This window comes from Micromonospora sp. RL09-050-HVF-A (assembly GCF_019374995.1).
Lineage (GTDB): Bacteria > Actinomycetota > Actinomycetes > Mycobacteriales > Micromonosporaceae > Micromonospora > Micromonospora antibiotica.
On record NZ_JAGKQP010000002.1, the window covers coordinates 2,232,375 to 2,257,379 of the forward strand.

A 25,005-nucleotide genomic window follows, 5' to 3' on the forward strand; every position below is an offset into this window, starting at 1 on the left:
ACGGCCGGGGGCTGAGGTGTGGTCAGGGGTGGAGACGTTAATGGAGAGGCCGCCACGGGGGGAGCGGCCTCTCCGATCAACACGGTACTCCGTCAGGTGGCGTCGCGTTATCCCGCGCGCCCTCTTTTTTCACAGCCCTTTCCCGCCGGAGCGGGAAAGGGGATGGTGGGGTGGGCCGGCCGTTCCGCTGCGTCGGCCGGACGGTCGACCCACCCCCGGCCTGACCGTGGGAATCAGGCCGCCCGCCGACCGGGCGTCCGCTCCCCCGGGCCCGGTCGGCCTCCGGGTGGGCGGCGCCGCGCCACCCACCCGGCAGGGTCAACTCAGCCGTTCGGGAAGAGCATCCCGTAGTCCGCGTACGCCATGGCGATGTCGGACTGGGCCCAGAACCGGTGGTAGTTGAACGTCGGCTCGGGGCCGCCCTTGAGGTACGCGTCGACCTTCGGCCAGTCCGGGTCGTTCTTGTAGAACGACCGGATGTCCAGGAAGCTCTTGCCGGCGGCGATGGTGTCGCCGTTGGGCATCTTCCCGGTCCAGCCCGGCGGCACGTAGAGGCCCTGACCGTCGGCGGCGTTGTAGACGTCGTCGAAGCGCTTGTAGTCGCCGCGCGTCTCCGTCGTCGACACACCCTTGCTGTCGCTGGCCGCCGAGAGCGCGTCCAGCAGACCCTTCGCGGTGGTCTTGGCCTGCGTGTTGCCGGACTTGGCCGCGTACGCGATCAGGGTCCGGGCGAGGGAGCCGGTGACGCCGACGTCCTGACCCGTGGAGCTGACCTCGACGTGCAGGCCGGTGTTGGACGCCGGGCTGCTCGGGTTCCAGTTGGCGGGCTGGCCCGTCCACTTCAGCTCGGACGGAACCGCCCAGTTGGTGCCCAGCTTGGTGTTGGCGATCGCCCACGGCACCCACTTGTCGAGCAGCGCCTTGGCCTTGGTGTTGCCGGTCTCCAGGTACAGCTCGGCGATGCGCTGCATCGACCAGACCTGCATGCCGAACCACTGGTTCGACGGCGGGTCGTTGTAGACCGGGTCGACGTCGTAGAACATGCCGTAGAAGGTGGCGGTGCCGGCCGGCGGCTGGGCGTAACTACCGTCCCAGCTGTTGGTGGCGCCACCGGCGATGCCGCCCTCGGCGGACTGGAGCCAGGTGTAGAACTCCAGCTGCCGGTCGAAGCTCTTCTGCCAGTCCGCGACCGCGGTCGGGGACTTCGGCTTGAGCTCGCTGATGTTGGTCATCGCCCAGGCCGCGAACGGGTTCTGGTAGCCGAAGTGGTTGTGGCTGGAACCGATCCGCCAGGACCAGCCCGCGCTGGCGTCGTACGCGCCACCCCAGGCGTAGTACCAGGACAGCAGGTAGTGCGCCGAGTCCTTGCCGGTGCCGGCGGCGCAGGTGCTGGCCCCGACGCAGTTGCCGATCTTCTTGAAGTACTTGTCGAACATCGCGTACCGCAGGTAGTCGCCCATCTTGGCGGCCTTGGCCACGGTGGCCGCGACGTCGGCCTGCTTGCCCTGCGCCTTGGCCCAGGTCAGCGCCCAGTACGCGGCCTGCACGGCGCGGGCGTCGGCGTCCGGGGCGTTGGTGTACTTCCACTGCTTGGCGGGGGCACCCGAGTCCTTGACGAACAGGTCGAGGTAGCCGTACTGGCCGCCGTGCTTGAAGGTGTCGCAGGAGGGCTGCGGGATGGTCTCCCACACCGACTCCTGGGTGCCCCGCTGGAAGGTGTTGATGTAGGCCGGCTTGGTGGTGCCGTCACCGCAGCGGCCGAAGCCGTAGGTGTTGTCGACGTCCATCAGCCAGTGCATGCCGTAGATGTCGCCGGTGCCGTAGGTGGACTGCAGCTCCGAGCGCAGCGGGTCCTGGCCGACCGGGACGCTGGCGTTCAGCGCCGACGGGTACTGGCTGGGCAGGTTGTACTCGGAGGCGTACTGCGGGGTGCCGGCGACGCCCGCGGTGGGCTGGTCGGCGTGCGACGGGATGATGTACTTCTCCATCACCGTCCAGGCGTTGTTGAACGGGGCCCAGTTCTGGGTGACCCGGCCGTAGTAGGCCTCCAGCCACAGCCAGTAGCTGAACGCCTCGGAGGTGGTCTCGTGGCCGTGGTCGGGCGCCTCGACGATCAGCGTCTCGATCGAGTGGTACGGCACGCCCTCGGGGCTGAAGTAGCCCGAGTTCTTGATCTTGCCGTACTGGTCGAGGAACTTCGCCACGTAGGCGTTGTCCCCGCCGGGGGTGTCGTTGTCGATCTCGGTGGCGGTGACCACCACCGAGGAGACCCCGGTGCCGGCCGCGGTGATGGTGGCGGTGCCACCGGCGGTGTCGGTGTCCTCCGCCGCGGCGACCGTGACGGTGGCCCCGGTGTTCCAGTTGCTCGGGGTCAGCGTGACGCTGGCCGGCGAGACCGTGATGTCGGTGTCACCGGCACGGGTGATGGCGACCGGCACGTTGCCCGAGGGCGCGGCGCTGAGCTTGAGGTTGAAGGTGGTGCTGCCACCCTCGTTGACGCTCACCGTGGACGGCGTGGCGACCAGCGCCGGGCCGGTGGCCGGGTTGACGGTGAACGACTTCTCCGCCACGCCGATGCCGTTGGCGTTGTCGTACGCCTTGGCCTGGACCGTGTAGCTGCCGGACGGCAGCGAGGTCAGCGTGTACGCGTACGGCGCGGAGGTGTCGGTGTTGACCAGCATGCCGTTGCGGTAGAACTCGACCTTGCTGATCGTCCCGTCCGGGTCGCTGGCGGTGGCGGTCAGCGGCACGTCGGCCGGCGCGGTGAACGGGCCGGCGGGCACACCGAGGGAGACCGTCGGCGGCTGGTTGGCCGGGGTGCCGTTGCACGGGGTGCCGTTGAGGGTGAACGACGTCGGCTTCGGGTTGCTGCCCGAGTAGGAGCCGTTGAACCCGATGGTGGTGGAGGCCCCGGTCCCGATGTTGCCGTTGTAGGACTCGTTGGTGGCGGTGACCTCGCTGCCGCTCTGGCTCCACTTCGCCGACCAGCCCTGGGTGACCCGCTGGCTGCTGTTCGGGAAGGTCCACTTGAGCGACCAGCTGCTGAGCGCGTCACCCATGTTCTTGATGGTGACGTTCGCGGTGAAGCCGCTGCCCCAGTCGTTGGTGGCGTAGACCACGTCGCAGGCCGGCGCGGCCTGGGCCGCGCTGGCCGGCAGGCCCACCCCGCCGATGGCGAGTGCGGTGGCGGCGAGCATCGCCGTGCGGCGACGTCTTGCCATGAGTCTCATGTGCGCGGTGTCTCCTCGGACCGGGCCGGGGCTGCGGGCCCCGGCGGAGGCACCTCCACGCGCGGATACAGGGGTGCGCGGGGGGACGGAGGCGCCGGAATGGTGGTCGGTCCGGCCGGTGGGCCGGGGCAGGGACGGGGTACGGCCGAGCAGGCCGGCCGTGCCGTTCCTTCGGGTGCCGTCCGGGAGACCCGGATGCCCTCGGCGACCCATCACTCGCGCGTGTTTGGCTCCGCTGCGTTGATTCGACAGTGTGCCATGGAAGCGCTCCCACGACAACTACCAGTATCGAAACGCAGGTCGATGTTTCGATCTCGTTTAGGGGCTTTCACAAAGCCGTGACGGGCGTTACAGTCGCAGCATCGCCGATGGGAGCGCTTCCATCGACGGAGATGCAACAAGTGAAGGTCAGAACCGTGGTCGCCCGACCACGGGGTTCAGCCCGAAAGGCTGACGACGGGCCAGCCCGGACACCGTCGCCAGCCATCATCCCACCATCACGGAGGGAGGTGGAACCAGAGCCACTCGCGTGGCCCGGCTCCCGCGCGACACGCACGGCCGGACGCCAATTCGAGCGTGCGTGTGTGCAACACAGGTGGGGACGGGGGTTGCCCTCCCCCGTCCCCACACTAAACCCCCGTACTCGACGGGAAAAGAGGCCGACGGGTCAGGCGTGCGCGCCGCCCGGCCGGCCTCGATCGCTATCTGCCCCTCGGCAGTTGGGCCGACCGTCCCCACGACGGCGCCCGTCACACTCCCGATTCCCCATCCCGGCCGCCCACGCGCGGCCCTCTAGGCTGGCGGCCCGCCCCGAGGCGGCCGGGCCGTCGCACGCCCGCGCTGGGAGCGCTCCCGGCCGTCGGGGTGGCCCGCACCCTGAGGAGAAACATCCATGTCGATACTCACCCGGCGACGCCTGCTGCGCCGCGCCGCGCTCTCCGCCACCGCCACCGCCGGCGCCGGGCTCACCGCCGCCACCGGTGCCGGTGGCCTGGTCGCGGCCACCGGCACCCTGGCCGCCGGCTGCGACACGCCGAAGGGTGGCGATCCGGCGCCCGACCCCGCCACGGAGCGGCTGCGGTTCCCCCACGACTTCGGCTGGGGTGCCGCCACCTCGGCCTACCAGATCGAGGGCGCCGCCAAGGAGGACGGCCGGGGCGAGTCGGTCTGGGACACCTTCAGTCACACCCCCGGACGCACCCACAACGGCGACACCGGTGACGTGGCCGCCGACCACTACCACCGCTGGGCCGACGACCTGGACCTGATGCGCGACCTCGGGCTGCGCAGCTACCGGTTCTCCGTCTCCTGGCCCCGGATCCAGGCCGACGGCACCGGCAAGCCCAACCAGCGCGGGCTCGACTTCTACAAGCGGCTCGTCGACGGACTGCACGAACGCGGCATCGCCCCGATGGTCACCCTCTTCCACTGGGACCTGCCGCAGGCGTTGCAGGACGAGGGCGGCTGGGAGAACCGGGACACCGCCCACCGGTTCGCCGACTACGCCGACGCGGTCTTCCGGGGCATCGGCGACCAGGTGCCGGTCTGGTTGACCATCAACGAACCCAAGACCGTGGTGCAGAACGGCTACCTCTGGGGCCACCACGCCCCCGGCCGACAGGACGCCGACGCCGCCTACCTGGTCGCCCACCACCTCCAGCTCGCCCACGGCCTCGCCGTCCGCGCGCTGCGTGCCACCGGCTACGACACCCGCATCGGCCCGGCGCTCAACCTGCACCCGTGCTACCCCGCCGACGACAGCCCCGCCGCGGCCTCCGCCGCCACGCTGCACGACGGGTACGAGAACCGCCTCTACCTGGACTCCATCCTCACCGGGGCCTACCCGGCCGACGTACTGGCCGACCTCGGCCCGGACAGCCGGATGGTCAAAGGCATCCACGACGGCGACCTGGGAATCATCTCCACCCCGGTGGACCTGCTCGCGGTGCAGTACTACACCCCGCTCTACCTGACCGGCAACGGCAACACCGTCACCCGCTGGCCCACCAGCGAGGCGGACTGGCAGCAGATCTACCCGCAGGGCATGTACGACACCCTGACCCGGGTCACCCGCGACTACGGCCCGATCCCGATCACCGTCACCGAGAACGGACTGCCCTGCCCCGACACCCTCGGCCCGGACGGCACCGTCGACGACGCCGGCCGGATCGCCTTCCTGCGCGACCACTTCACCGCCGCCCACCGGGCCATCGCCGACGGCGTACCGCTGGAGAGCTACCACGTCTGGTCGCTGCTGGACAACTTCGAATGGGCCGAGGGGTACGACCAGCGCTGGGGGCTGGTCTATGTGGACTACCCGACCCAGCGGCGCGTCCTGAAGCGCAGCGCCCACTGGTACCGCCAGGTCATCCGGGACAACGGCCTGTAGAGACGCCGACCGGTAACCCGGCGACCGGGGCACCACCGGCACGGCCGGACCGCGTGGGGGCGGTCCGGCCCGGCACCCGACCGACCGTCAGCGGGGCAGTGCCTGCTGGAGTTCCGCGCGCAGCGCCGGGGTCAGCATCTCGCCGGCCTGCTTGGCCAGCCGGGCCATCTCGTAGCCCACCACGCCGATGTCCGCGTCCGCGCCGGCCAGGGTGGCCAGGATCGAGCCGTCACGGATCTGCATGACCAGGAAGTAGCCCCGCCCCATCTCGACCACCGTCTGCTTGACGATGTCGCCGTCGAACATCTGGGCCGCACCCGCGGTGATGCTCATCAACCCCGAGGTGACCGCGGCCAACTTGTCCGCGTGGTCCCGGGGCAACTGCGCCGAGATCGCGACCAGCAGACCGTCCGAGGAGACCACCACCGCGTGCGCCACACCCGGCACCCGCTCCGCGAACGCGTTGACCAACCAGTTCAGGTCACGCGCCTCCTGACTCAGCGTCATCACTGTCGTCCTCCTTCGCTGCGCACACCCGGCGGCAAGATTAACTCGGTGGTCTCCTCGGCCTCGGCACGGCGCACGCCGCTGTAGAGCCGGGACAGCATCCCGCCCACCGCCTCCGGGTCCAGGTCCTCGCGTACCCGGGCCGCCGGCCGGGCCGGCTCCGTCACCGAGGTCAGCTGGGCCATCGGCACCCGCACCGGCAGCCCCCGGTCGTTGGTGCCGCCGGTGACCGGGACGAGCGGCGGCGCCGGCGTGCGCTCCCCCAGCGACACCGGCGACGACGGGGCCGGACCCTGCCGGGACCACCAGCCGCCACCGGTGTCGGCCGGGGGCGCAGCGACCGGCGCCAGCACGTCCGCGGCGCGGACCGGCAACGGGGCCGGCGCGTCGGGCCGCTGCTGCGGCACCCCCGGCCACTGCTGCGGTGGCCGGCCGGCCACCGGCAGGTCGACCGGGTGGACCGCACCGGGCTGGCGCGACGCCCCGACGGGACGGGGCGCGGCGGTGACCGCGGTGGTGAGGGCCCGCTGCCCGACCGGCATGTCCAGCTCCACGGCGGGCGCCGGCGCGAGCAGGCTCGCCGGCAACGCGATCCGCGCCACCAGCCCCTGCCCCGGGGCGGCCAGCTGCACCCCGACGCCGTGCCGTGCGGCCAGGTGGCTGACCACGAAGTGACCCATCCGCTCGATGGCCGCCACGTCCGCCGCCGGTGGTGCCGCCAGCACCGCGTTGGCCTGCGCCAACGCCGCCGGGCTCATGCCGAGACCGGCGTCGGCGACCTCCACCACCGCACCGCCGCCCTCGGCCCACGCGCTCACCCGCACCGCGGTGTCCGGCCGGGAGAAGGCAGTCGCGTTCTCCAGCAGCTCCGCCATCAGGTGCACCAGCTCACCGACGGCGTGCCCGACCACGTAGAGGTCGGCCACCGACTCGTGGCGGACCCGCTGGTACTGCTCGATCTCGGCGCTCGCCGCGAGCAGCACCGCACCCAACCGCACCGGCCGGTTCCACCGGCGGGTGGACTCGGTGCCGGCGAGCACCAGCAGGCTCTCGTCGTTACGGCGCATCCGGGCGGCCAGATGGTCCAGTTTGAACAGGTTCTCCAGCTGGTCCGGGTCGGCCTCCTCCCGTTCCAGGTCGTCGAGCAGCTCCAGTTGCCGCTCCACCAGCACCTGGCTGCGCCGGGCCAGGTTCACGAACATCGCATTGACGGTACGGCGGGTCTCCGCCTGCTCCACGGCGACGCTGACCGCGCTGCGGTGCACCGCCACGAACGCCTCGGCCAGCTCGCCGATCTCGTCCAGGGACCGCACCACGGCGGGCGGCACGTCGATCCTCGGCACCCCGCCGTCGACGGCCCGCAGCCGGTCCAGGGCGTGCGGGAGTTCGACCTGGGCGATCCGCAGTGCCTGGTCACGCAGCCGCTGCATCGAGTTCGCGATCGACCGACCGATCAGCACGGCCAGCAGCACCGCCAGGGCGAGCACCACCACGATGCCACCGAGCACCAGCAGGGTGGTGCGCAACTGGGCGCCGCTGACCTCGTCGGCCCGGACCACCGCGTCGTCGAGGACCCGGGTCTCCAGCTGCCGCAGCAGCGCCTGCCGCTGCTCGCTGACCGTCCACCACTGGTTCGCGGGCAACACCGCGGGCAGGGCGGTGCCGCCGGTGGTGATGCTCTTCTCCTCCAACCGGGTGGCGTCGACGAACGCCCCCTGCCGGGAGGTCCGGTCGTACGCCTGGATCTGGCCGGTGGTCGCGGCGACCCGGAACGCGCCCAACGCGGCCAACTGCTGGGCCCGCAGGTCGGTCAGGTTCACCTGGTCCTCCAGGCCGTACCGGCCGGCCCGGCCGGCGGCGTACAGCTGGGCCCGGATCCGCGACGACAGCTCCTTGACCCGGGCCAGCTGCACGTAACGCAGCACCGCGTCGGTCAACTCCGGACGCTCCGGCCCGGGGTTGGGCTCGGCGAGCAGGCCGAGCAGCGCCTCCACCGCCCGGTGGTAGTTGCCCAGGATGGTGTCGCTGCTCAGCACCGCCGGCGGCACCGCCGCCCGGATGTAGACCACCTGGTCGTACGCCTCCAACGCCTCGGCGTAGGCGACCTGCCAGGCGGCGTCGGAGTCGGCCAGCGGGCCGGCCGCCTCGCGCAACGCACCGATGGCCGTGTCGGTGGCGGAGTGCAACGGCCGCAGGGCGAGCTGCGCGGCGTCCCGGTCGGCGGCGTTGCCCGCGCGGCGCAGGGCCGCCAGTTCACCGGCGGTGCGGTCCCGTTCCTGCTGGAGCCGGTCCACCACGGTGGTGATCTGCTGGCCGATGCCGACTTGCCGGGCGAAGTCGTTCAGCGCGGTGGTCCGCCCGACCAGCCCCGCCGTCTGCACCCCGGCCAGCACCAGGAAGGCCACCGACGGGATGACCAGGACGGTGGCGAGCTTGGTCCGCATCCGCCAGTCCCGCAGCCGCAGCGGCGAACGCCGCCGGTGCGGCACGACCCGCTCGTCGAACCGGTTCCGACCCGGCGACTCCGCGCTCGGTGTCGGGTCGGGACCTGCGTCCACGTCTCGCCTCCTCGGTCCCCGTCCCCACGACGGGTGGCCCGGTCCATCCAACCAGGCCAGACACCGGTGTCAACGGGTCGACGGGGCATCCGACCGGGCGGACGTGCCGGACCCGACGGTCGAGGTCGGCGAGGGGTCCTCCTCCGTACGGCCGGTGCCGGCGAGCCGGTCCGCGTCGGGCACCCGACCCAGCGCGACCAGCGCGGCCCCGGTTGCCCCGATCTCCCGCTCGGCGCGGTGCCGGACCGGTCGCGGGGCGAGCGCGGCGGCGAACGCCGTACGCCACCACGCGGAGGCGGTCACCGCTCCCCCGCCGAGCACCACCTCGACGGGTGCGTCGACACCGGACTCCAGCACGGCGAGGTCGTCGGCGACCATCCGGCACAGCCCGGTCATCAGCCCGGCGAGAATGTCCACCCCGGTGCTGGAGAAGCTGAGTCCGTGCAGCTCACCGGAGCCGGCCGGGGCCAGACCGGGCGGCCGGTCCCCACCCAGCCGGGGGTTCGCGGCGAGCACGCCGTCCGGCGCTACCCGGGCCAGCGCCGCGTCGAGTTCGGCCCCCTCGGGCAGCCGCAGTTCCCGGTTCGCCCAGGCGAACAGGTTCCCGCCGGACGAGTAGGCCGCACCGGTCACCACGTGCTCGTGGTCCACCCGGTAGCGCCACAGCGACGCGGGCAGGGGCGGCAACGCCGTCCCTGCCGGGACCCGCTGGACCAGCCGTACCGCGGCGGAGGTGCCGACGGTGACCGCCGCCCGGCGGGGGTCCACGCAGCCCGAGCCGACGTTGGAGGCGGCCCCGTCACCGACCGGCGCGGCCCAGTCCGCCGCGGCGAGTTGCGGCCACCGCCGGGCGTGCCCGGCCCGCAGCCGACCGTGCCAGCCCATCGGGGCCAACTCGGGAAGCTCACCCGGGCGGACCCCGGCCAACGCGACGGCCTCGTCGTCCCAGTCGAGGCGGCGCAGGTCGAGCAGGCCGGTGCCGGACGCCATCGACACCGACATCGGCGCGTCGTCGAGCAACTGGCCGAGGACGTACTCGACCAGGCCGGCGAACCGGGTCACGCCGGTCGTGCGTTCCCGCAGCCAGGGCAGCCGCACCGACCAGTAACAGCGATGCCACCACGCCCCGGTACGACGGTGGAAGTCCTGCGGATCGGCCGGACCGCTCGCGCCGGGGGCGGCTGCGGGCCGGGTGTCCAGCCAGGTCAGGACCGGGCCGAGCGGGTCACCGGCCCGGTCCAGGGGCAGCACCGAGTGCCACTGCGCGCAGACCGCGACCAGGCCCACGTCGCGCAGGTGGCCGGCGGCGGCCAACTCGTCCAGACACTCGGTCAGGCCGGCCAGGTAGGCGGCGGCGTCCAGGGTGCCGGCGCCGTCCCCGGTGACCGACAGGTGCACCTTGCGGCGGGCCAACGCTTCCGGCAGCGGGTCGGCGTCGGCGTCGAGCACCAGTCCCCGTACCGAGGAGGTGCCCAGGTCGAGGGCGAGAATGTTCATCGCGGATCACGCTACCCGCAGCTGCGGGTGGGAACGCCCTTCCCCGTCGTCCCCGCACCGCCTAGGGTGGGGGCATGCTCGCGCACCTGACCTGCTGGTGGCCCGCCGACCCGGCGGCCATCCCCCGCGCGTAGCTCTCACGCGGCCGCCCCGACGAGGCGGCCGACGGTTATCTCCCCGGCACCGGGGCCGCCCGACGACGAGGCGGCCCGGCCGACGAGGAGAACCCGATGAACCACCCGTACGACCTGCTCGCCGTCCTCGCCGACGGCGGGGACCCCGGCCCGTTCGCGCTGGTCCGCCGCGACGGCGTCGACCACGTCGACCTGTTCACCGGCCCGGTGGGCGTCGCCGACCACCTCGCCGAACTGCCGCTGCCCGAGGGCGGTCCGGGCCCCCGGACGCTGGCGCTGGTGCCCTACCGGCAGATCGCCGAACGGGGCTTCGCGTGTGTGGACGACGGCGTCCCGCTGGAGTACCTGACCGTCGAGTCGCACGTCGCGTTGCCGCTGGCCGACCTGCTCGCCGCCCTGCCGACCGGACCGGTGGTCACCCGCGACGCCGCCTTCGACGTCGACGACGACGAGTACGCCCGGATCGTCGACCGGGTGCTGGCCGAGGAGATCGGCCGGGGCGAGGGGGCGAACTTCGTCATCCACCGCACCCTGCACGCCACCGTACGGGGCACCCCGTTGGGTGCCGCGCTGGCGGCGCTGGGCCGGCTGCTACGCGACGAGCGAGGCGCGTACTGGACGTTCCTGGTGCACACCGGCACCCGGACCCTGGTCGGCGCGAGCCCGGAACGGCACGTCAGCGTCGACGACGGCCTGGTCATGATGAACCCGATCAGCGGCACCTTCCGGCACACCGGGACGGCCGCCGACCGGGACGCGCTGCTGCGGTTCCTGCACGACCCGAAGGAGGTCGAGGAGCTGTACATGGTCCTCGACGAGGAACTGAAGATGATGGCCGGGGTGGCCGAGCACGGCGGGCAGGTGGTCGGGCCGTACCTCAAGGAGATGTCGCACCTGGCGCACACCGAGTACCTGCTGGCCGGTCGGGGCACCCGCGACGTCCGGGAGGTGCTGCGCGAGACGATGTTCGCCCCGACGGTGACCGGCAGCCCGATGCAGAACGCCTGCCGGGTGATCGCCCGGCACGAACCTACCGGCCGGCGGTACTACTCCGGGGTGCTGGCGCTGCTGGGCCGCGACGCCGAGGGCCGGCAGACGTTGGACGCGCCGATCCTGATCCGGACCGCCGAGATCTCCCCCGCCGGGCGGCTGCGGGTGCCGGTCGGGGCGACCCTGGTGCGGCACTCCACCGCCGCCGGTGAGGTCGCCGAGACGCACGCCAAGGCCGCCGGGGTGCTCGCCGCGTTGGGGCTGGGCCCGCAGGCGGCGACGGTCGGTGCGTACCCGCCGGTGCGGTGGGCCGACGATCCGCAGGTACGGGCGGTGCTCGCCGCCCGCAACGACCCGCTGGCCCGGTTCTGGCTCGACCAGCGGGCCCCGGCGCGGTGGTGCTGCCCGGGGCGGCGGGCCGGCGGGCGCTGGTGGTCGACGGGGAGGACACCTTCACCGGAATGCTCGCCCACCAGTTGCGGGCGCTGGGCCTGACGGTGGACGTGCGGCCCTGGCACACCCCCGGCCGCACCGACGGATACGACCTGGTGGTGGTCGGCCCCGGACCGGGTGACCCGGGCGCGGTCGACGACCCGAAGATGGCGGCCCTGCGCGGGCTGCTGACCCGGCGGCTGGACGCGGACCGGCCCACCCTGGCGGTGTGCCTGGGTCACCAGCTGCTCAGCGGGCTGCTCGGATTGACGCTGCACCGCCGGGCCGCGCCCTACCAGGGCCTGCAACGGCAGGTGTCGCTGTTCGGGGTGCCACGTCGGGTGGGTTTCTACTCGACGTTCACCGCCCGGGCGGCCACCGACCGGATCGGCTCGCCGTACGGCCCGGTGGAGCTGGCCCGGGACCCGGCCGACGGGTCGGTGCACGCGCTGCGTGGGACGACCTTCGCCGGGGTGCAGTTCCATCCGGAGTCGGTGCTCAGCCGGGACGGCCTGGCGGTCCTGGCCGAGCTGCTGGGTCAACTCCTGGCCCGGCCGGCGCTGGCGGCGCACGGCGACCCGGTGGGCGGGTAGTGCGGCGGTGGGCGGTGGATCGGACGGTGCTGGCGACCCGTCCGATCCACCGCCCACCCGCCGGCACTGCCCCACCCGCCGGTCCGGTCCGGCGGGTCGACCTGGTCCGCCGGCTCGGTCTGGTCCGCCGGGGCTCAGCCGGCCAGGCCGCGCTTGACGGCGGCGCCGATGCGGACCGCCCGCTTGGCGGTCAGCGCGGTGGCCGCGAGCGCCACGTGGTCCGGGGCGATCTCCCCGTTGTTGCTGGTGTGCGACGCGCCGTACGGGTTGCCGGCGACGAACTGACTCGGGTCGGTGTAGCCGGGGGTGACCACCACACCACCCCAGTGGTAGAAGATCGTGAACAGCGACAGCAGGGTCGACTCCTGCCCGCCGTGCGAGGTGGCGGTGGAGGTGAAGCCGCTGTAGACCTTGTCGGCCAGCGCACCGTTGGCCCAGAGCGGGCCGGTGGTGTCGATGAACTGCTTGAGCTGGGCGGCGATCATGCCGTACCGGGTGGGGCTACCGAAGATCACCACGTCGGCCCAGGCCAGATCGTCGATCTCGGCCTCCATCACGTCCTGGGTCTCCAGCCGGTGCGCCTGCCAGCCCGCGTTCGAGCGGATCGCCTCGTCGGGCGCCAACTCCCGCACCTTGCGCAGGCGCACCTCGGCTCCCGCCTCACCGGCGGCCTCACAGGCCGCCTGCGCCATCTGGTAGGTGATGCCGGTCGCGCTGTAGTAGATGACCGCTACCTTGACCTGGCCGTCCATTCCTGTGTCCTCCTCGGTTCGGGTCAGCTCCCGCGACTACCCGGTGGTTGCCGGGTCAAACGTTCCCGCGTGGCATGATCCGGACATGCAGCTGCGCGCCGCCACCGCCGGGGACTGGCCCGCGATCTGGTCCTTCCTGCGCGAGATCGTCGCCGCAGGGCAGACGTACACCTGGCCGCGTGACGTGAGTGCGGACGACGCCCGCCGACGGTGGTTGGTCGTCCCACCCGGTCGGACGGTGGTCGCGGTGGACGACGACGGGACGGTCCTGGGGACGGCGAAGCTGGTCGCCAACCAGGAAGGGCCGGGCGACCACGTGGCCAACGCCAGCTTCATGGTCGCGCCGACGGCGGCGGGTCGCGGCGTCGGCCGGGCCCTCGGGGTGTACGTGCTGGAGCTGGCCCGGCGCGACGGCTACCGGGCGATGCAGTTCAACGCGGTCGTGGCCAGCAACACCCGGGCGGTGGCGCTGTGGCAGTCGCTGGGATTCGCCGTGGTCGGCCGGGTCCCGGAGGGTTTCCGCCATCCCGACCTCGGCCTGGTCGACCTGCTGGTGATGCACCGCCGGCTCGACTAGACCGGCCGGCGACACCGAGAGTTTCGGCCGCAGCTCAAGATTTCCGCAAGTTCCGCCCGGGAACGCTCCCACGCACGGACGGGAACGCGATCCTGGGGGCACGGACGCCGGGGTGGGGGCCACCCTCGGGGTTCGGGGGACCTGCACGGGGGATCGCGCTCCGCCGGTTCGGCAACCGGCGTAGCGCGATCAGGGGTCTCCACCCACATGACCACCGCGCTGCGCGCCCCGCGGTGGCGGTCCGGTCCGGGTGTGCCGGCCGACGTCGGGGGTCGCTCCTATGCTGGCCGCATGGTGGAGCTGACCGGCGGCGAGGCGCTGACGTTGCGGATGACCGCGCTGGGCCTGCGGGAGCACCCGGGTGGCCGGCCGGTGGACGTGGCCGGGGTGGTGGAGTGGTTCGGTGCCATGCAGGCCCAGGACGCGGCGAGCGGCCTGTGGTCGCTGGGCCTGCGGCTGCCCGGTCACACCGAGGCCGACGTACGCGCCGCCCTGGAACGACGCGAGGCGCTGCGCACCTGGCCGATGCGGGGCACCGTGCACCTGCTCCCCTGCCGCGACGCCCGCTGGATGCTGGAGCTGACCGGGGTACGCGCCCTGGCCGGGGCACCGGCCCGCCGGGCCACGATCGGGCTGACCGAGGCAGACGCCGACCGGGCCGCCGACGTGCTCGGCGCGGCGCTGGCCGGCGGCGGCCGGTTGACCCGCGCCCAGTGCCTGGCCACACTCGCCGCCGCCGGCATCGACACCACCGGCCAGCGCGCCTACCACCTGCTCTGGTACGCCAGCCAACGGGGTGTCACCTGCATCGCCCCGCACGTGGGCACCGAGCAGACCTTCGCGCTACTCGACGAGTGGGCCCCCGACCCGCACCGGCCCGAGCGCGACGAGGCGCTGGGCATCCTGGCCCGGCGCTACTTCCGCAGTCACGGGCCGACGACCCGGCGGGACTTCACCGGCTGGACGGGGCTGACCGCCGCCGACGCGAAGCGCGCCATCGCGGTCGCCACCGACGCCGGGCAGTTGGCCGTGGTGCACGTCGACGGCGTGGAGTCGCACCTCGACCCGGCGTTGCTCGACGCGCCCCGCCTGCCGGTGGACGACGTCCACGTGCTCCCCGGCTTCGACGAGTATCTGCTGGGCTTCAAGGACCGCACCCTGATGGTGGACCCGGCGCACGTGCCGGCGGTGATCCCCGGCGGCAACGGCGTCTTCCAGTCCACGGTGGTGCGCGGCGGCCGGGTGGTCGGCACCTGGAAGCGCCGCCTCGCCCGGACCAGGGTCACCGTGACGGTGCAGCCGCTGGTCCCGCTGGACACGGAGATCAGACAGCGGGTCGGGGTGGCGTTGGAAGGCTACGCCCGCTTCCTCGACCTGCCGTTGCACCTCTCCTGGTAGCCCGCCGCATCCCGCAGCCCCTCGTGCCGGAACTCCCGGCCGCCGCCCGCGCCGCACAGCCCCCACAGGCCGCACAGTCCGCCTGGGCCGGGCAGCCCCATAGGCCGCGCAGCCCTCCTGGGCCGGGTAGTCACCACGGGCCGGGCAGCCGCCACGAGCCCGGTAGCCACCACGGACTGGGTAGTTCCTGCGCGCCGCAGTGATGCGCACACATCCCGAACACCTTGCCCCGGTGACAACTCAGCGTAATTCTCGGCAGTATTACTGCCAGTAATCGGCCGCCTCGGCTGCCGAGAAGCCAGAAACCCCACCCTCATGTGCCCTGAACTGGTAATTCACCGAAACACCTCGCCGACCGCCGCCACACCCACCCGCCCCCTTTGCTCTGCTGCCATCCACGCGACAGTTGCGGAAAGTGAGCGTCGCATCGGTGGCAGCAGAGCAAAGGGGCCGAAGGTGGTGGGGCGAGGCGGACGTTTGGGTTACTGTCCGCGCTGGGCGGGTGGCGGCGAGCCCCGAGGTCGGGCTCGGACGGCGCAGGCCGTCACCGGCCTCGTGGGCAGCCGCACCGGGCCGCTGCGTCTGCGGTCCCAGCGGGGCTGCGGTCCCAGCGGGGCCTGCAGCCCCAGCGGGGTGGGCCGCCGCCGCTGGGGCCGGACGTCCGGGCCGGGAGGGGATCAGTTGCCGAGCGTGCCGGCCGACCGGCCCTCGTGCAGGGTGAGATTCCGCCCGTTCGACGGGTCGAACAGGTGGATCTTCTCCAGGTTGAACCAGACCCGCCGGTCCTCGCCCTCCTGCACCGGCGACTCGGCCGACAGCCGGGTCACCAGGTTGCCCCCGCCGCCGCTGAAGTCGGCCCCGGCGTCGGCGGCCAACTCCTCCAGCTCGGCGGCGCTGGCCCGCTGCCCCTCGACGGTGAAGTAGACGTACTTGTCGGAGCCCATCGACTCGACGATGTCGGCGGGGGCGGTGAACTCCATGCCCCGGGCCCGCGCCTCGTCGTCGATCAGTTCGGCGTCCTCGAAGTGCTCGGGGCGGATGCCGAGGATCAGCTCCCTGGGCGCGTCGGCCCCCTCCAGCTCGCGGCGGATCCGGTCGCCGATCGGCACGTCACCCAGGGCGGTCCGCAGCTTCCCGTCCTCCACGGCGGCGTGCAGGAAGTTCATCGACGGGGAGCCGATGAAACCGGCGACGAAGAGGTTGCGGGGGTGGTCGTACAGCTCCTGGGGCGGGCCGACCTGCTGGATCGCGCCACCCCGCATGATGACCACGCGGTCGCCGAGGGTCATCGCCTCGGTCTGGTCGTGGGTCACGTAGACGGTGGTGGTGCCGAGCTTCTTCTGCAACCGGGACACCACGGTACGCATCTGCACCCGCAGCTTGGCATCCAGGTTGGACAGTGGCTCGTCCATCAGGAACGCCTTGGGCTGCCGGACGATCGCCCGGCCCATCGCCACCCGCTGGCGCTGCCCACCGGAGAGGTTCGCCGGCTTGCGGTCGAGCAGCGAGGTCAGCTCCAGCACTTTCGCCGCCTCGTCCACCTTCTGGTCGATGGTCGCCTTGTCCAGCTTGGCCAGCCGCAGCGGGAACGCCATGTTCTCCCGGACGGTCATGTTCGGGTAGAGCGCGTACGACTGGAACACCATCGCGATGTCCCGGTCCCGGGGCGCCTTGTCGTTGACCCGCTGCCCGCCGATGCGCAGCTCACCGGAGCTGATGTCCTCCAGCCCGGCGATCATGTTGAGGGTGGTGGACTTCCCGCAGCCGGACGGCCCGACCAGGATGACGAACTCGCCGTCGGCGATCTCCAGGTCGACGTCCTGCACCGCGACGGTGCCGTCGGGGAAGCTCTTGCTCACCTTGTCCAGCACGATGTCAGCCATTTTGTCACCTATCCCTTGACTGCGCCGGAGGTCAGACCGGAGACGATGCGGCGCTGGAAGAAGAGCACGAACAGGATGATCGGAATGGTGATCACCACGGCGGCGGCGCAGATCGCCCCGGTGGGGTCCTCGAACTGCGACTCGCCGGTGAAGAACGACAGCGCCACCGGCACCGTACGGGCCCGCTCGGTCGAGGTGAGCGTGATGGCGAACAGGAAGTCGTTCCAGCAGAAGATGAAGACCAGGATCGCCGTGGTGAACAGGCCCGGGGCGGCCAGCGGGGCGATGACCCGCCGGAACGCCTGCGCCTGGGTCGCGCCGTCCATCTTCGCGGCCTTCTCCAGGTCCCACGGGATCTGCTTGAAGAACGCCGACAGCGTGTAGATCGCCAGCGGCAGCGCGAAGGTGATGTACGGCAGGATCAGCCCCGGCCAGGTGTCGAAGAGGCCGAGTTGCCGTTCGATCTCGAACAGCGGCGACACCAGCGACACCTGCGGGAACATCGCGATCAGCAGGGACACCCCGACCAGCAGGCGCTTGCCGGGGAAGTCCAGCCGGCTGATCGCGTACGCGGCCATCGCGCCGAGGACCACCGCGATGAGCGTGGCGATCAGGGCGATGCCGATCGAGTTGACCAGGGCGCGGACGAACTGGTCGGTGTCGAAGATGCTCCGGTAGTTGTCCAGCGTCCACTCCCGGGGCCAGAACTTGCCGTCGGTGAGGGTGGCCGGGGTCTTGAACGACAGGGAGGCGATCCAGAGCACCGGGACCAGGGCGAACACGACGACGATGACGTCGATCAGGCCCCAGCGCAGCTTCGCGCGGGTGGTGGTGTCGGCCATGTCAGCGCCTCTCCCCGTCGTCGCTGCCCGGGGCAGCGGTGCCGAACAGCTTCACGAAGACGAACGCGATGATCGCCACCGTGATGAAGATCAGCACGGACATCGTGGAGCCGATGCCGAGGTTGAGCCCCCGGATCAGGTTGTTGTAGGCGAGCATCGACACCGACGAGGTCTCGTTGCCGCCGTTGGTGAGCACGAAGATGTTGTCGAAGACCCGGAACGCGTCGAGGGTGCGGAACAGCAGCGCGACCAGGATCGCCGGCTTCATCACCGGCAGCATCACCTTGGTGAACCGCTGCCACGCCGTCGCCCCATCGGTGGAGGCCGCCTTGAGCAGGTCCTCCGGCACCAGCGCCAGCCCGGCCATCAGCAGCAGGGCCATGAACGGGGTGGTCTTCCAGATCTCCGCCAGCATGATGATCGCCAGCGAACTGGCCCGCTCGGTCAGTGGCGCGCTGCCGTCGAACAGGTTGGCCAGGTAGCCGGTGCCGGGCGTCCAGGCGTACCGCCAGGAGAACGCGGCGACGACCGTGACGATGCCGTAGGGGATCAGCGCGGCGGTCCGGACGATGCCCCGGCCGACCAGGGTGCGGTGCATGACCAGGGCCAGCCCCATGCCGAGCACCAGCTCCACCGCGACGGTGACCACCGTGATCAGCATGGTCACCCCGAACGCGGTCCACCAGAACTCGTTGCTGAGCACGGTGACGTAGTTCTCCAGCCCGATGAACTTCCGCTCGTCGGGGAAGCGCAGGTCGAAGCGCTGCAACGACAACCAGACCGAATAGATGATCGGGTACGCGGTGACCAGCACCATGACCAGCGCGGCCGGGGCGCACAGCAGCCAGCCCAGTTTCCGTTCGGCCTTCTTGTTCTCGCTCAGCGGGGCTCGCCGACTCACGGCAGGACCCCCTTGGACTGGAGCGCGTCGGAGATCGCGTCGCGCAGCTCCTTGGCGGTCTGCTCCGGCCTGATCGCCGACGGCGGCGACAGGATCGCCGACATCACCGTGGAGATGCTCTGGTACGCGGGGGTCAGCGGACGGACCGCCGGCTCCTTCAGCTCCTCCAGGATGGTCTCCTTCATCGGGTACGCCTCGTCCATCTCCGGGTCGTCGTAGACCGCCTCGATGGTCGGTGGCACCCCGTCGTTGATCGCGGAGAACTTCTGGTTCTTGGCGTCCCGGAGGCACTTCGCCGCCTCGAAGGACTCCGTCGGGTGCTTGGAGTAGGCGCTGACCGCCATGTTGACCCCGCCGATGGTGACCTTGCTGGGGGTGTTCGCGTCGATGCCGGGCACCCGGGCCCACTTGACCTTCTTGGCCAGCTCCGGGTCGGCCTCCTGCAACGCCGGGTAGACGAACGGCCAGTTGACCTGGAAGGCGCCCTTGCCGGACTGGAAGTCCAGCCGGACCGGATCCTCGGTGGAGTTGCTGAACGACGGTGACGTCACGCCCGACGTGGCGAAGCGCTGGAGCTGGTCGAGGGCCTTGACGGTGCCTTCGTCCATCACGGCCTGCTTGCCGTCGTCGCTGAGGATCTTGCCCCCGGCACTCTCGGCGAGCGTGTTGTAGAGCACCACCAGGCCCTCGTACTGCGCGCCCATGGTGAGCACCTGGTACGGCTTGCCCTGCCCCTTGAGGTCCTTGGCGACGGTGATCATGTCGTCCCAGGTCTTGGGTGCCTGCGGGACGAGGTCGCTGCGGTACCAGAGCAGTTGCACGTTGGTGTTCTTGGGCGCCCCGTAGAGCTTGCCCTCGTAGCGGGCGGTGTCCAGCGGGCCCGCCAGGGTGCCCTGTTCGACCTCGGACTTGTCCTGACCGGTCCACTCCCGGATCCACTTCGCGCTGGCGAACTCCTGGGTCCAGGTGACGTCGAGGCCGAGCACGTCCATCCCGGTGTCCTCGGCGGCCAGCCGGCGGACCAACTGCACCCGCTGGTCGTCGGCCTGCCGGGGCAGCACCCGGTAGGCGATCTTGTAGCGCCCCTCGGCCCGGGTGTTGCAGTCGTCGACCACCTTCTGCAGGTTCTGCTCGGGCGGGTAGTACAGGTTGATCGTGGGCGTACCACCGCCACCGTCGTCGGTGCCGCACGCGGCCAGCGGCGCGACCAGCGCCAGCGCGGCGGCGGCCGCCCCGGCCCGGAGCGCCGGCCGACGCCGGTGTCGGGCCGTTCCGGGGTCCGTCATCGCCCCTCCCCCTCTCTTCGGCGAAACCGGGGAGGTCAACCCGTGCCCCGGTGCACGGCAAGCCGTTACCGGGCCGGTGAAGTGCGGAAACGCGCCGCCCCGGGGTGTTGCGTGCGCCTACACTGCCCGACCTGCGAAGTCGTGAAACCTGTCGGTAACCGGAGTCGGGACGGGTGGGGCCGGGCCCACCGCGCAGGCGTCACCGGTGTCCGGGTCGTGCCCGTGCGGGCGGTTTCAGCGCCGGGCCCTGGCCCAGGTCAGGAAACGTTCGTTCATCCGGGCCGGCGGGTGCTCCGGGTGCAGTTGGGCGAGCTGGTTGGTCGCCTCGTGCATCAGGGTGCCGAGGTAGACCAGCAGCCCGGTGCGGTCCCTGCGGTACTCGGTGAGCAGGGCGAGCTTGGCCGGCTGGCAGGGCCACTCCCGGCCACAGTTGCGGCACCGCCACAGCGGGCGCATCGCGACGTGCGGGACCGGCGGTCGGACCACCATCACCGCCACCTCCTCGAATCGTGGGCGCGGTGGCCCCCGGCCGTCGTGGCCGGAGGCCGACCGCATCGACCTGGGATTGGAAGGGGCCGCTCCCGCACGGGGGGTGTCGGGAGCGGCCCCGGGCAGGGCCCGCTGCCGCCCTCCCCGGCTGCCAGCGGGCCCGCCACCGGTGACAATGTGCTGACCGGACCACTACTTTCGATACACGCTCACGTCATCTGCGCAGCTCAGCAGGGTGGGTGAGCGACCACGAGCGACCCGCCGGTCCACGGTGGGCAGGAACCGGGGGTGTGATGGGGACGGCTACCGACTACGTGTTGGAGGAGTTACGCCTGTTCCGGGCGTCACTCGCACTCAGCCAGGAGGATTTCGGTAAGGGCATCGGCTACTCGGGGTCGCACGTCAGCTCGGTGGAGACCGGCGGCCGGGCGCCCACGAAGGAGTTCATGAAGGCCGTCGACGGCCACCACGACACCGGCGGGCGCTTCCTGCGGATGCTGGACCGGTTGGGCCGGCTCGACGCCGAGCCCGCCTGGCTGCGGGAGTGGATCGAGTTCGAACGGGAGGCGACCACGCTGCGCTGGTTCGAGCTGGCGTACGTGCCGGGCCTGTTGCAGACCGAACGGTACGCCCGCGCGACGCTGGCCGGTGGCCGGTTCGCCCCGGAGGACGTCGACCGGATCGTGGCGTCCCGGCTCGAACGGCAGGCGATCCTGCGGCGGGAACGCCCACCGCAGCTCATCTGCGTGATCGACGAGACGGTGCTGCGCCGGCCGGTGCTCGACCAGCCGGGGCTGATGATCGAGCAGTGCGAGCACCTGGCCCGGTTGACCGCCGAGGAGCACGTCCAGGTGCACATCGTGCCGACCGACGCCGGCATGTACCTGGGGCTGGCCGGGCAGTTCATCATCGCCGAGATGCCCGACGGCGAGCGGGTCGCCCATGCGGACAACCAGCTCACCGCGCAGATCGTCGATACGCCGACCGATGTCGCTACGCTGGCCAGAACGTGGGAGATCGTGCGGAACGAGGCGCTCCCCCGCCGGCAGTCAATCGAGCTGATCGAGGAAGTGGCGAAGTCATGGACATGATGACCCCGCAGTGGCGGAAGTCGACCAGGTCCGGCGGCAACGGCGGATCGTGCGTCGAGGTCGCCGACAATCTGCCCGACCGGGTGCTGGTGCGCGACACCAAGGACCGCGAGGGCGGCACCCTGCACTTCGACCGTACGGCCTGGACCGCGTTCGTCGGCTACGCCAAGCGGCACTGACCAGGTCGGTCGACCAGGCTCCCCCGCACCGCCGGGAGCCTGGTCGACCCGGCCCGGCCGCCCCGCGCCGGTCAGCCTGACCAGCCCCGATCCCGGCCCGCCCTGACCCGGCCGCGGCCGGCCCCCATCCGACCCGCCCTCGGCTGCCCTGGCCCGGCCGGCCGCAGCGTGCCGAGCGCAAGATCGACTCATGTGGGGCGCAACAGCGGTATCGAGGTGCGGCGGACACCGCAACATCGACCCCAAGGAGTCGATCAACCGCGCCGCCCCGTCCCGACCGGCATCGCGCGGCCCGTCGGCTTGTCGACGACTGTCCGGATGGCGGGCGCGGTGGGCTGTCCCGGGGCATGCCGCGTGCACTAGCGTTGACGCACTCACTCCACCAGGCCGCGCGTCGCCGTCGTAGTCGATACGCCTCCGGCCGACATCAGCCTGCCCGTTCGGTGGGTTCTCCCGCGAACTCCCACTGCGCGCCCCCGGCCCGGGCAGGATCGTCCTCAACGAGGAGGTGCCCCGTGGTGCAGGACACCCGCGCTCTCGCCCTGACGTTCGAGGTGAGCGGCCTGCCACCGGTGAAAACCGAGGCGCTGTCCATCTTCGCTGCCGGCCATCGGCAGGCGACGAGGGTCCGCGCCCTACTCGAGGCGGCCTGCGCCGCGGCCCAGCAGACCGGCTGGACTCCGTTGGCCGGGCCGATCGAGGTCGACCTGATCCTGCGGTGCCCACCCGGGCACCGCACCTCCGACGCCAGCACCCTGCTGGGCGGGGTGTGCGCGGTGCTCCAGGACAAGAAGCGGGTGGCCAACATCGGGCTGGCCCATCTCGGGGTCCTGGTCGACGTCGCCCTCTACGTCGACGACCGGCAGATCCGCCGGCTGTCGTACCGGGAGGAACCGGCGGAGGACTTCTCGTACCAGGTCCGGGTGGCCGACGCGTCAGCCGTGGTTTGACCGACGTCCGCGGTGGGGTACCGCGGACGCCGACGAAGGGAGCGCCGATGTCGGAGCCACATGTCACGCTCGACCCGAGAGGGCTCGATCCGGTGCAGCAGAAGCTGCGCGGCCCACTGGAGGATCAGCTGACCTCGGCCCTCCAGGCCGCCACCGACCGGGTCCGGGCTGGCTACGCGGGCGAGCCGGTCGAGCAGGTCTGCCAGCTGCTGCTCGACGAGACCCGGTCCGGGCTGCACCCGGACATCGCCGCCGGTTTCCGGCCCGACATGGACGAGTTCTGCCGGGTGGCGGTGGCGATCGTCCGGGACGAGATCGCCTGACCCCGGCGCACCGCGTGCCAGCTCAACCCCGACCAAGGCCCTGCACCAGCCAGGGCTCACCCGACCATGCCTCCACCGGCCAGGGCCCGACACCGGTCAAGCCCACCAGCCAGGGCCCGACACCCACCAGCCAGGGCCCGACACCGGCCGAGCCCTCACCGGACGGGGATCAGTAGCGGCCGAGGTTCTGGGCCGGGCAGATCACGATGCGCGGGGCATGCTTCGGGTCCAGCCAGCGCAGCACGGTCACCAGGTCGGCGTGCGACATGCTGACGCACCCGGCGGTCGGGCCGCCGCCGGCCTTGCTGAACTCGTGCAGGAAGATGCCGCTGCCGGCGTTGGGCACGGGCTTGGGCACGGTCGGCGGCATGTTGTAGGTGATGACCGCGAAGTGGGTGTACGCCGGCACCTCCCGCCACAACGCCTCGCTGTATCCGCCGGGGTTCGTGCTGCTGTGCTGGAACGTGTTGTAGGCCGCCGAGTTCGGGTTCTCGTTCCACCAGTCGTCGGTGACCACCCGGTGGTAGGGGAAGCGCACGCCCGGGTTGGCGGCGATGCCGTACATGGTGGGGCCGAAGGAGTAGACCCCGGTCGGGGTGGTCGCCGCCCCCTCGGTGTGGTTGTCGCTGAACCCCTTCGCGCCCAGCCGGGCGGCCAGCGGGGCCGAGACCGCCACCCAGCGCCCACCCGCCTGGTGGAACGTCTCCATCGTGGCGTACGTGGTGGAGTAGCTGCTGCCGGTGACGATGACGACCTGGCGGGTCCCGGCGGGCAGGGTGGTCAGCCGGGAGGCCCGGTTCGGTGGCGGGAGCGGCCGCCCGCGACCCGTCGCCAGTGCCGAGCCGGGTGTGGTTTCCATCCCGAGATGATCGCACCACGAACGACACCAGGTGTCCCGAGGATCGCCGGGTGCTGGTCCGGTGGGTCAGGGCCGGGTCCGCAACTCCCCGGCCCTGACCGCCAGCCGTCCGGCCCGGCAGCGGTGGTCGCCGGTGCGAGCACGACGGGCGGGGCAGGCCGCCCATGTCGGGCCCGACACTCGGGCCAGGCCGCCTGCACTCAGCTCCACGGTGCCCCGGGCGTCGGACTTCGGCGCGTCCCGGCCACCCCGAATGGCGCCGGACGCGGGCCCAGGTTAGGCACCCGTCGCCGGGCCGGGCAAGCAGGTAGGTGGGGGCTGCGGGGGTGATTCCCGCCGGGGCGGAATTGCGGCATCCCGGCGTGACACGGTCAGCCGGGTCGACGCTGTTGGCGCTCAGAAGTGGGCGAGCAGATCCGGGAAGGCGGCCAGCCGGATCACCCCGGTGTCGGCCGGGTCGAGGTCGTCGTTCTCCAGCACCCAGGTGTTCTCGTTGGGGATGAACACCGCCCGCATCCCGGCCGCCCGCGCCGGCAGGATGTCCGACTTCGGGGAGTTGCCGATCATCCACGCGTCGGCCGGCGCGAAGCCGTGTTCCCGGGCCAGCCACCGGTAGGTCCCGGCGTCCTTCTCGGCCACGACGTGCGCTGCGGTGAAGTGGTGCAGCAGGCCGCAGGCATCCAGCTTGCGTTGCTGCTCCTCCCGGTCCCCCTTGGTCAGCAGCAGCAGGTCGTAGCGGGTGGCCAGGGCGTCGAGGGTGTCGGCGACCCCGGGCATCAACTCGACCTGGTGGTTGACCAGCGCGGTGGCCAACCCGTCGATGTCCGCGCGTTCCCGGGCGGTGGCCGGCCGTTCCCGCAGCCGCTCCAGGCACTCGCCGAGGCTGCGCAGGAAGACCTTGCTGCCGTAGCCGTGGGCCACCGCGTTGGCCCGCTCGATGTCGTCGAGCACGGTACGGATCTGGGCCCGGTCGAGGCTCGGGTGGTCGAGCCAGTCCAGGAAGTCGTCGATCACCCGCTCGAACAGGACGTTGTTCTCCCACAGCGTGTCGTCGGCGTCGAAGATCAACGTCGTCGCGCGCCCACCCGGGACCGTCCCGGCCACCGCAGCGCCCCCGCCCGACGTCGACCCGGTCGCACCCGTGT

At 71.9% G+C, this 25,005-nt stretch carries 19 protein-coding genes and 1 pseudogene; 8 read left to right on the forward strand and 12 right to left on the reverse strand.

The window, feature by feature from the left end:
* Positions 1-323: 323 nt before the first annotated feature.
* The gene (locus J7462_RS09505; RefSeq protein WP_219470179.1) at positions 324-3,221 is read right to left on the reverse strand and encodes a glycoside hydrolase family 48 protein; all 2,898 of its coding nucleotides are present in this window, start codon (positions 3,219-3,221) and stop codon (positions 324-326) included.
* Positions 3,222-4,122: 901 nt separating this feature from the next.
* Between J7462_RS09505 and J7462_RS09510 the strand changes: the two genes are divergently transcribed.
* A complete protein-coding gene (locus J7462_RS09510) occupies positions 4,123-5,619 on the forward strand; it encodes a GH1 family beta-glucosidase (protein ID WP_255597655.1) in 1,497 nt (498 codons plus the stop codon).
* Between the two features lie 87 nt (positions 5,620-5,706).
* On the opposite strand, the gene J7462_RS09515 is transcribed toward J7462_RS09510, so the two are convergent.
* From J7462_RS09515 to J7462_RS09525, 3 genes are all read right to left on the reverse strand, one after another.
* Complete coding sequence (locus J7462_RS09515) at positions 5,707-6,120, reverse strand: roadblock/LC7 domain-containing protein (protein WP_208569834.1); 414 nt, start codon at positions 6,118-6,120, stop codon at positions 5,707-5,709.
* Between the two features lie 5 nt (positions 6,121-6,125).
* On the reverse strand, positions 6,126-8,684 hold the full coding sequence (locus tag J7462_RS09520) for a nitrate- and nitrite sensing domain-containing protein (RefSeq protein WP_308290844.1): 2,559 nt from the start codon (positions 8,682-8,684) through the stop codon (positions 6,126-6,128).
* A 69-nt stretch (positions 8,685-8,753) separates the two neighbouring features.
* Positions 8,754-10,181 carry an FGGY family carbohydrate kinase gene (locus tag J7462_RS09525; protein ID WP_219463594.1) on the reverse strand — a complete coding sequence of 476 codons (1,428 nt, stop codon included), beginning with the start codon at positions 10,179-10,181 and terminating at the stop codon, positions 8,754-8,756.
* 230 nt (positions 10,182-10,411) lie between these two features.
* Here J7462_RS09525 and J7462_RS09530 point away from each other — a divergent pair.
* Positions 10,412-12,330 (forward strand): annotated as a pseudogene (locus tag J7462_RS09530) (anthranilate synthase family protein).
* Positions 12,331-12,464: 134 nt separating this feature from the next.
* Here the strand turns inward: J7462_RS09530 and wrbA are convergent.
* Positions 12,465-13,082: an NAD(P)H:quinone oxidoreductase gene (gene wrbA, locus J7462_RS09535; RefSeq protein ID WP_208569787.1), complete on the reverse strand. Its 618-nt coding sequence runs from the start codon at positions 13,080-13,082 to the stop codon at positions 12,465-12,467.
* A gap of 85 nt (positions 13,083-13,167) precedes the next feature.
* On the opposite strand from wrbA, the gene J7462_RS09540 reads away from it, so the two are divergent.
* Both J7462_RS09540 and J7462_RS09545 read left to right on the forward strand, forming a co-directional pair.
* Positions 13,168-13,659 (forward strand): GNAT family N-acetyltransferase, encoded by a 492-nt coding sequence (locus J7462_RS09540; RefSeq protein ID WP_219463596.1) that lies wholly within the window; start codon positions 13,168-13,170, stop codon positions 13,657-13,659.
* A gap of 291 nt (positions 13,660-13,950) precedes the next feature.
* Positions 13,951-15,057: a winged helix DNA-binding domain-containing protein gene (locus tag J7462_RS09545; protein WP_219463598.1), complete on the forward strand. Its 1,107-nt coding sequence runs from the start codon at positions 13,951-13,953 to the stop codon at positions 15,055-15,057.
* 677 nt (positions 15,058-15,734) lie between these two features.
* Here J7462_RS09545 and J7462_RS09550 read toward each other — a convergent pair.
* The 5 genes from J7462_RS09550 to J7462_RS09570 form a co-directional block, all read right to left on the reverse strand.
* Entirely contained in the window at positions 15,735-16,940 is a 1,206-nt protein-coding gene (locus tag J7462_RS09550) for an ABC transporter ATP-binding protein (RefSeq protein WP_219463600.1), read from the reverse strand.
* 8 nt (positions 16,941-16,948) lie between these two features.
* Complete coding sequence (locus J7462_RS09555) at positions 16,949-17,782, reverse strand: carbohydrate ABC transporter permease (protein ID WP_208569783.1); 834 nt, start codon at positions 17,780-17,782, stop codon at positions 16,949-16,951.
* A 1-nt stretch (position 17,783) separates the two neighbouring features.
* Positions 17,784-18,683 (reverse strand): carbohydrate ABC transporter permease, encoded by a 900-nt coding sequence (locus tag J7462_RS09560; RefSeq protein ID WP_219463602.1) that lies wholly within the window; start codon positions 18,681-18,683, stop codon positions 17,784-17,786.
* On the reverse strand, positions 18,680-19,969 hold the full coding sequence (locus J7462_RS09565; RefSeq protein WP_219463610.1) for an ABC transporter substrate-binding protein: 1,290 nt from the start codon (positions 19,967-19,969) through the stop codon (positions 18,680-18,682). Before J7462_RS09565 ends, J7462_RS09560 begins: the two co-directional genes overlap by 4 nt.
* Before the next feature lie 234 nt (positions 19,970-20,203).
* Positions 20,204-20,458, reverse strand: a complete 255-nt coding sequence (locus tag J7462_RS09570) for a flavin reductase (protein ID WP_219463613.1) — start codon at positions 20,456-20,458, stop codon at positions 20,204-20,206.
* Positions 20,459-20,751: 293 nt separating this feature from the next.
* On the opposite strand from J7462_RS09570, the gene J7462_RS09575 reads away from it, so the two are divergent.
* From J7462_RS09575 to J7462_RS09590, 4 genes are all read left to right on the forward strand, one after another.
* Positions 20,752-21,549, forward strand: a complete 798-nt coding sequence (locus J7462_RS09575; protein WP_219463614.1) for a helix-turn-helix transcriptional regulator — start codon at positions 20,752-20,754, stop codon at positions 21,547-21,549.
* On the forward strand, positions 21,546-21,728 hold the full coding sequence (locus tag J7462_RS09580; RefSeq protein WP_204926244.1) for a DUF397 domain-containing protein: 183 nt from the start codon (positions 21,546-21,548) through the stop codon (positions 21,726-21,728). Before J7462_RS09575 ends, J7462_RS09580 begins: the two co-directional genes overlap by 4 nt.
* A 518-nt stretch (positions 21,729-22,246) precedes the next feature.
* Complete coding sequence (locus J7462_RS09585; RefSeq protein WP_208569832.1) at positions 22,247-22,678, forward strand: hypothetical protein; 432 nt, start codon at positions 22,247-22,249, stop codon at positions 22,676-22,678.
* Positions 22,679-22,725: 47 nt separating this feature from the next.
* Positions 22,726-23,001, forward strand: coding sequence for a hypothetical protein (locus tag J7462_RS09590; RefSeq protein ID WP_219463615.1), 276 nt, complete (start codon positions 22,726-22,728; stop codon positions 22,999-23,001).
* A gap of 169 nt (positions 23,002-23,170) precedes the next feature.
* On the opposite strand, the gene J7462_RS09595 is transcribed toward J7462_RS09590, so the two are convergent.
* Both J7462_RS09595 and J7462_RS09600 read right to left on the reverse strand, forming a co-directional pair.
* On the reverse strand, positions 23,171-23,860 hold the full coding sequence (locus J7462_RS09595) for a L,D-transpeptidase (RefSeq protein WP_219463616.1): 690 nt from the start codon (positions 23,858-23,860) through the stop codon (positions 23,171-23,173).
* Between the two features lie 396 nt (positions 23,861-24,256).
* Positions 24,257-24,964 (reverse strand): HAD family hydrolase, encoded by a 708-nt coding sequence (locus J7462_RS09600; protein WP_308290846.1) that lies wholly within the window; start codon positions 24,962-24,964, stop codon positions 24,257-24,259.
* Between the last annotated feature and the right edge of the window lie 41 nt (positions 24,965-25,005).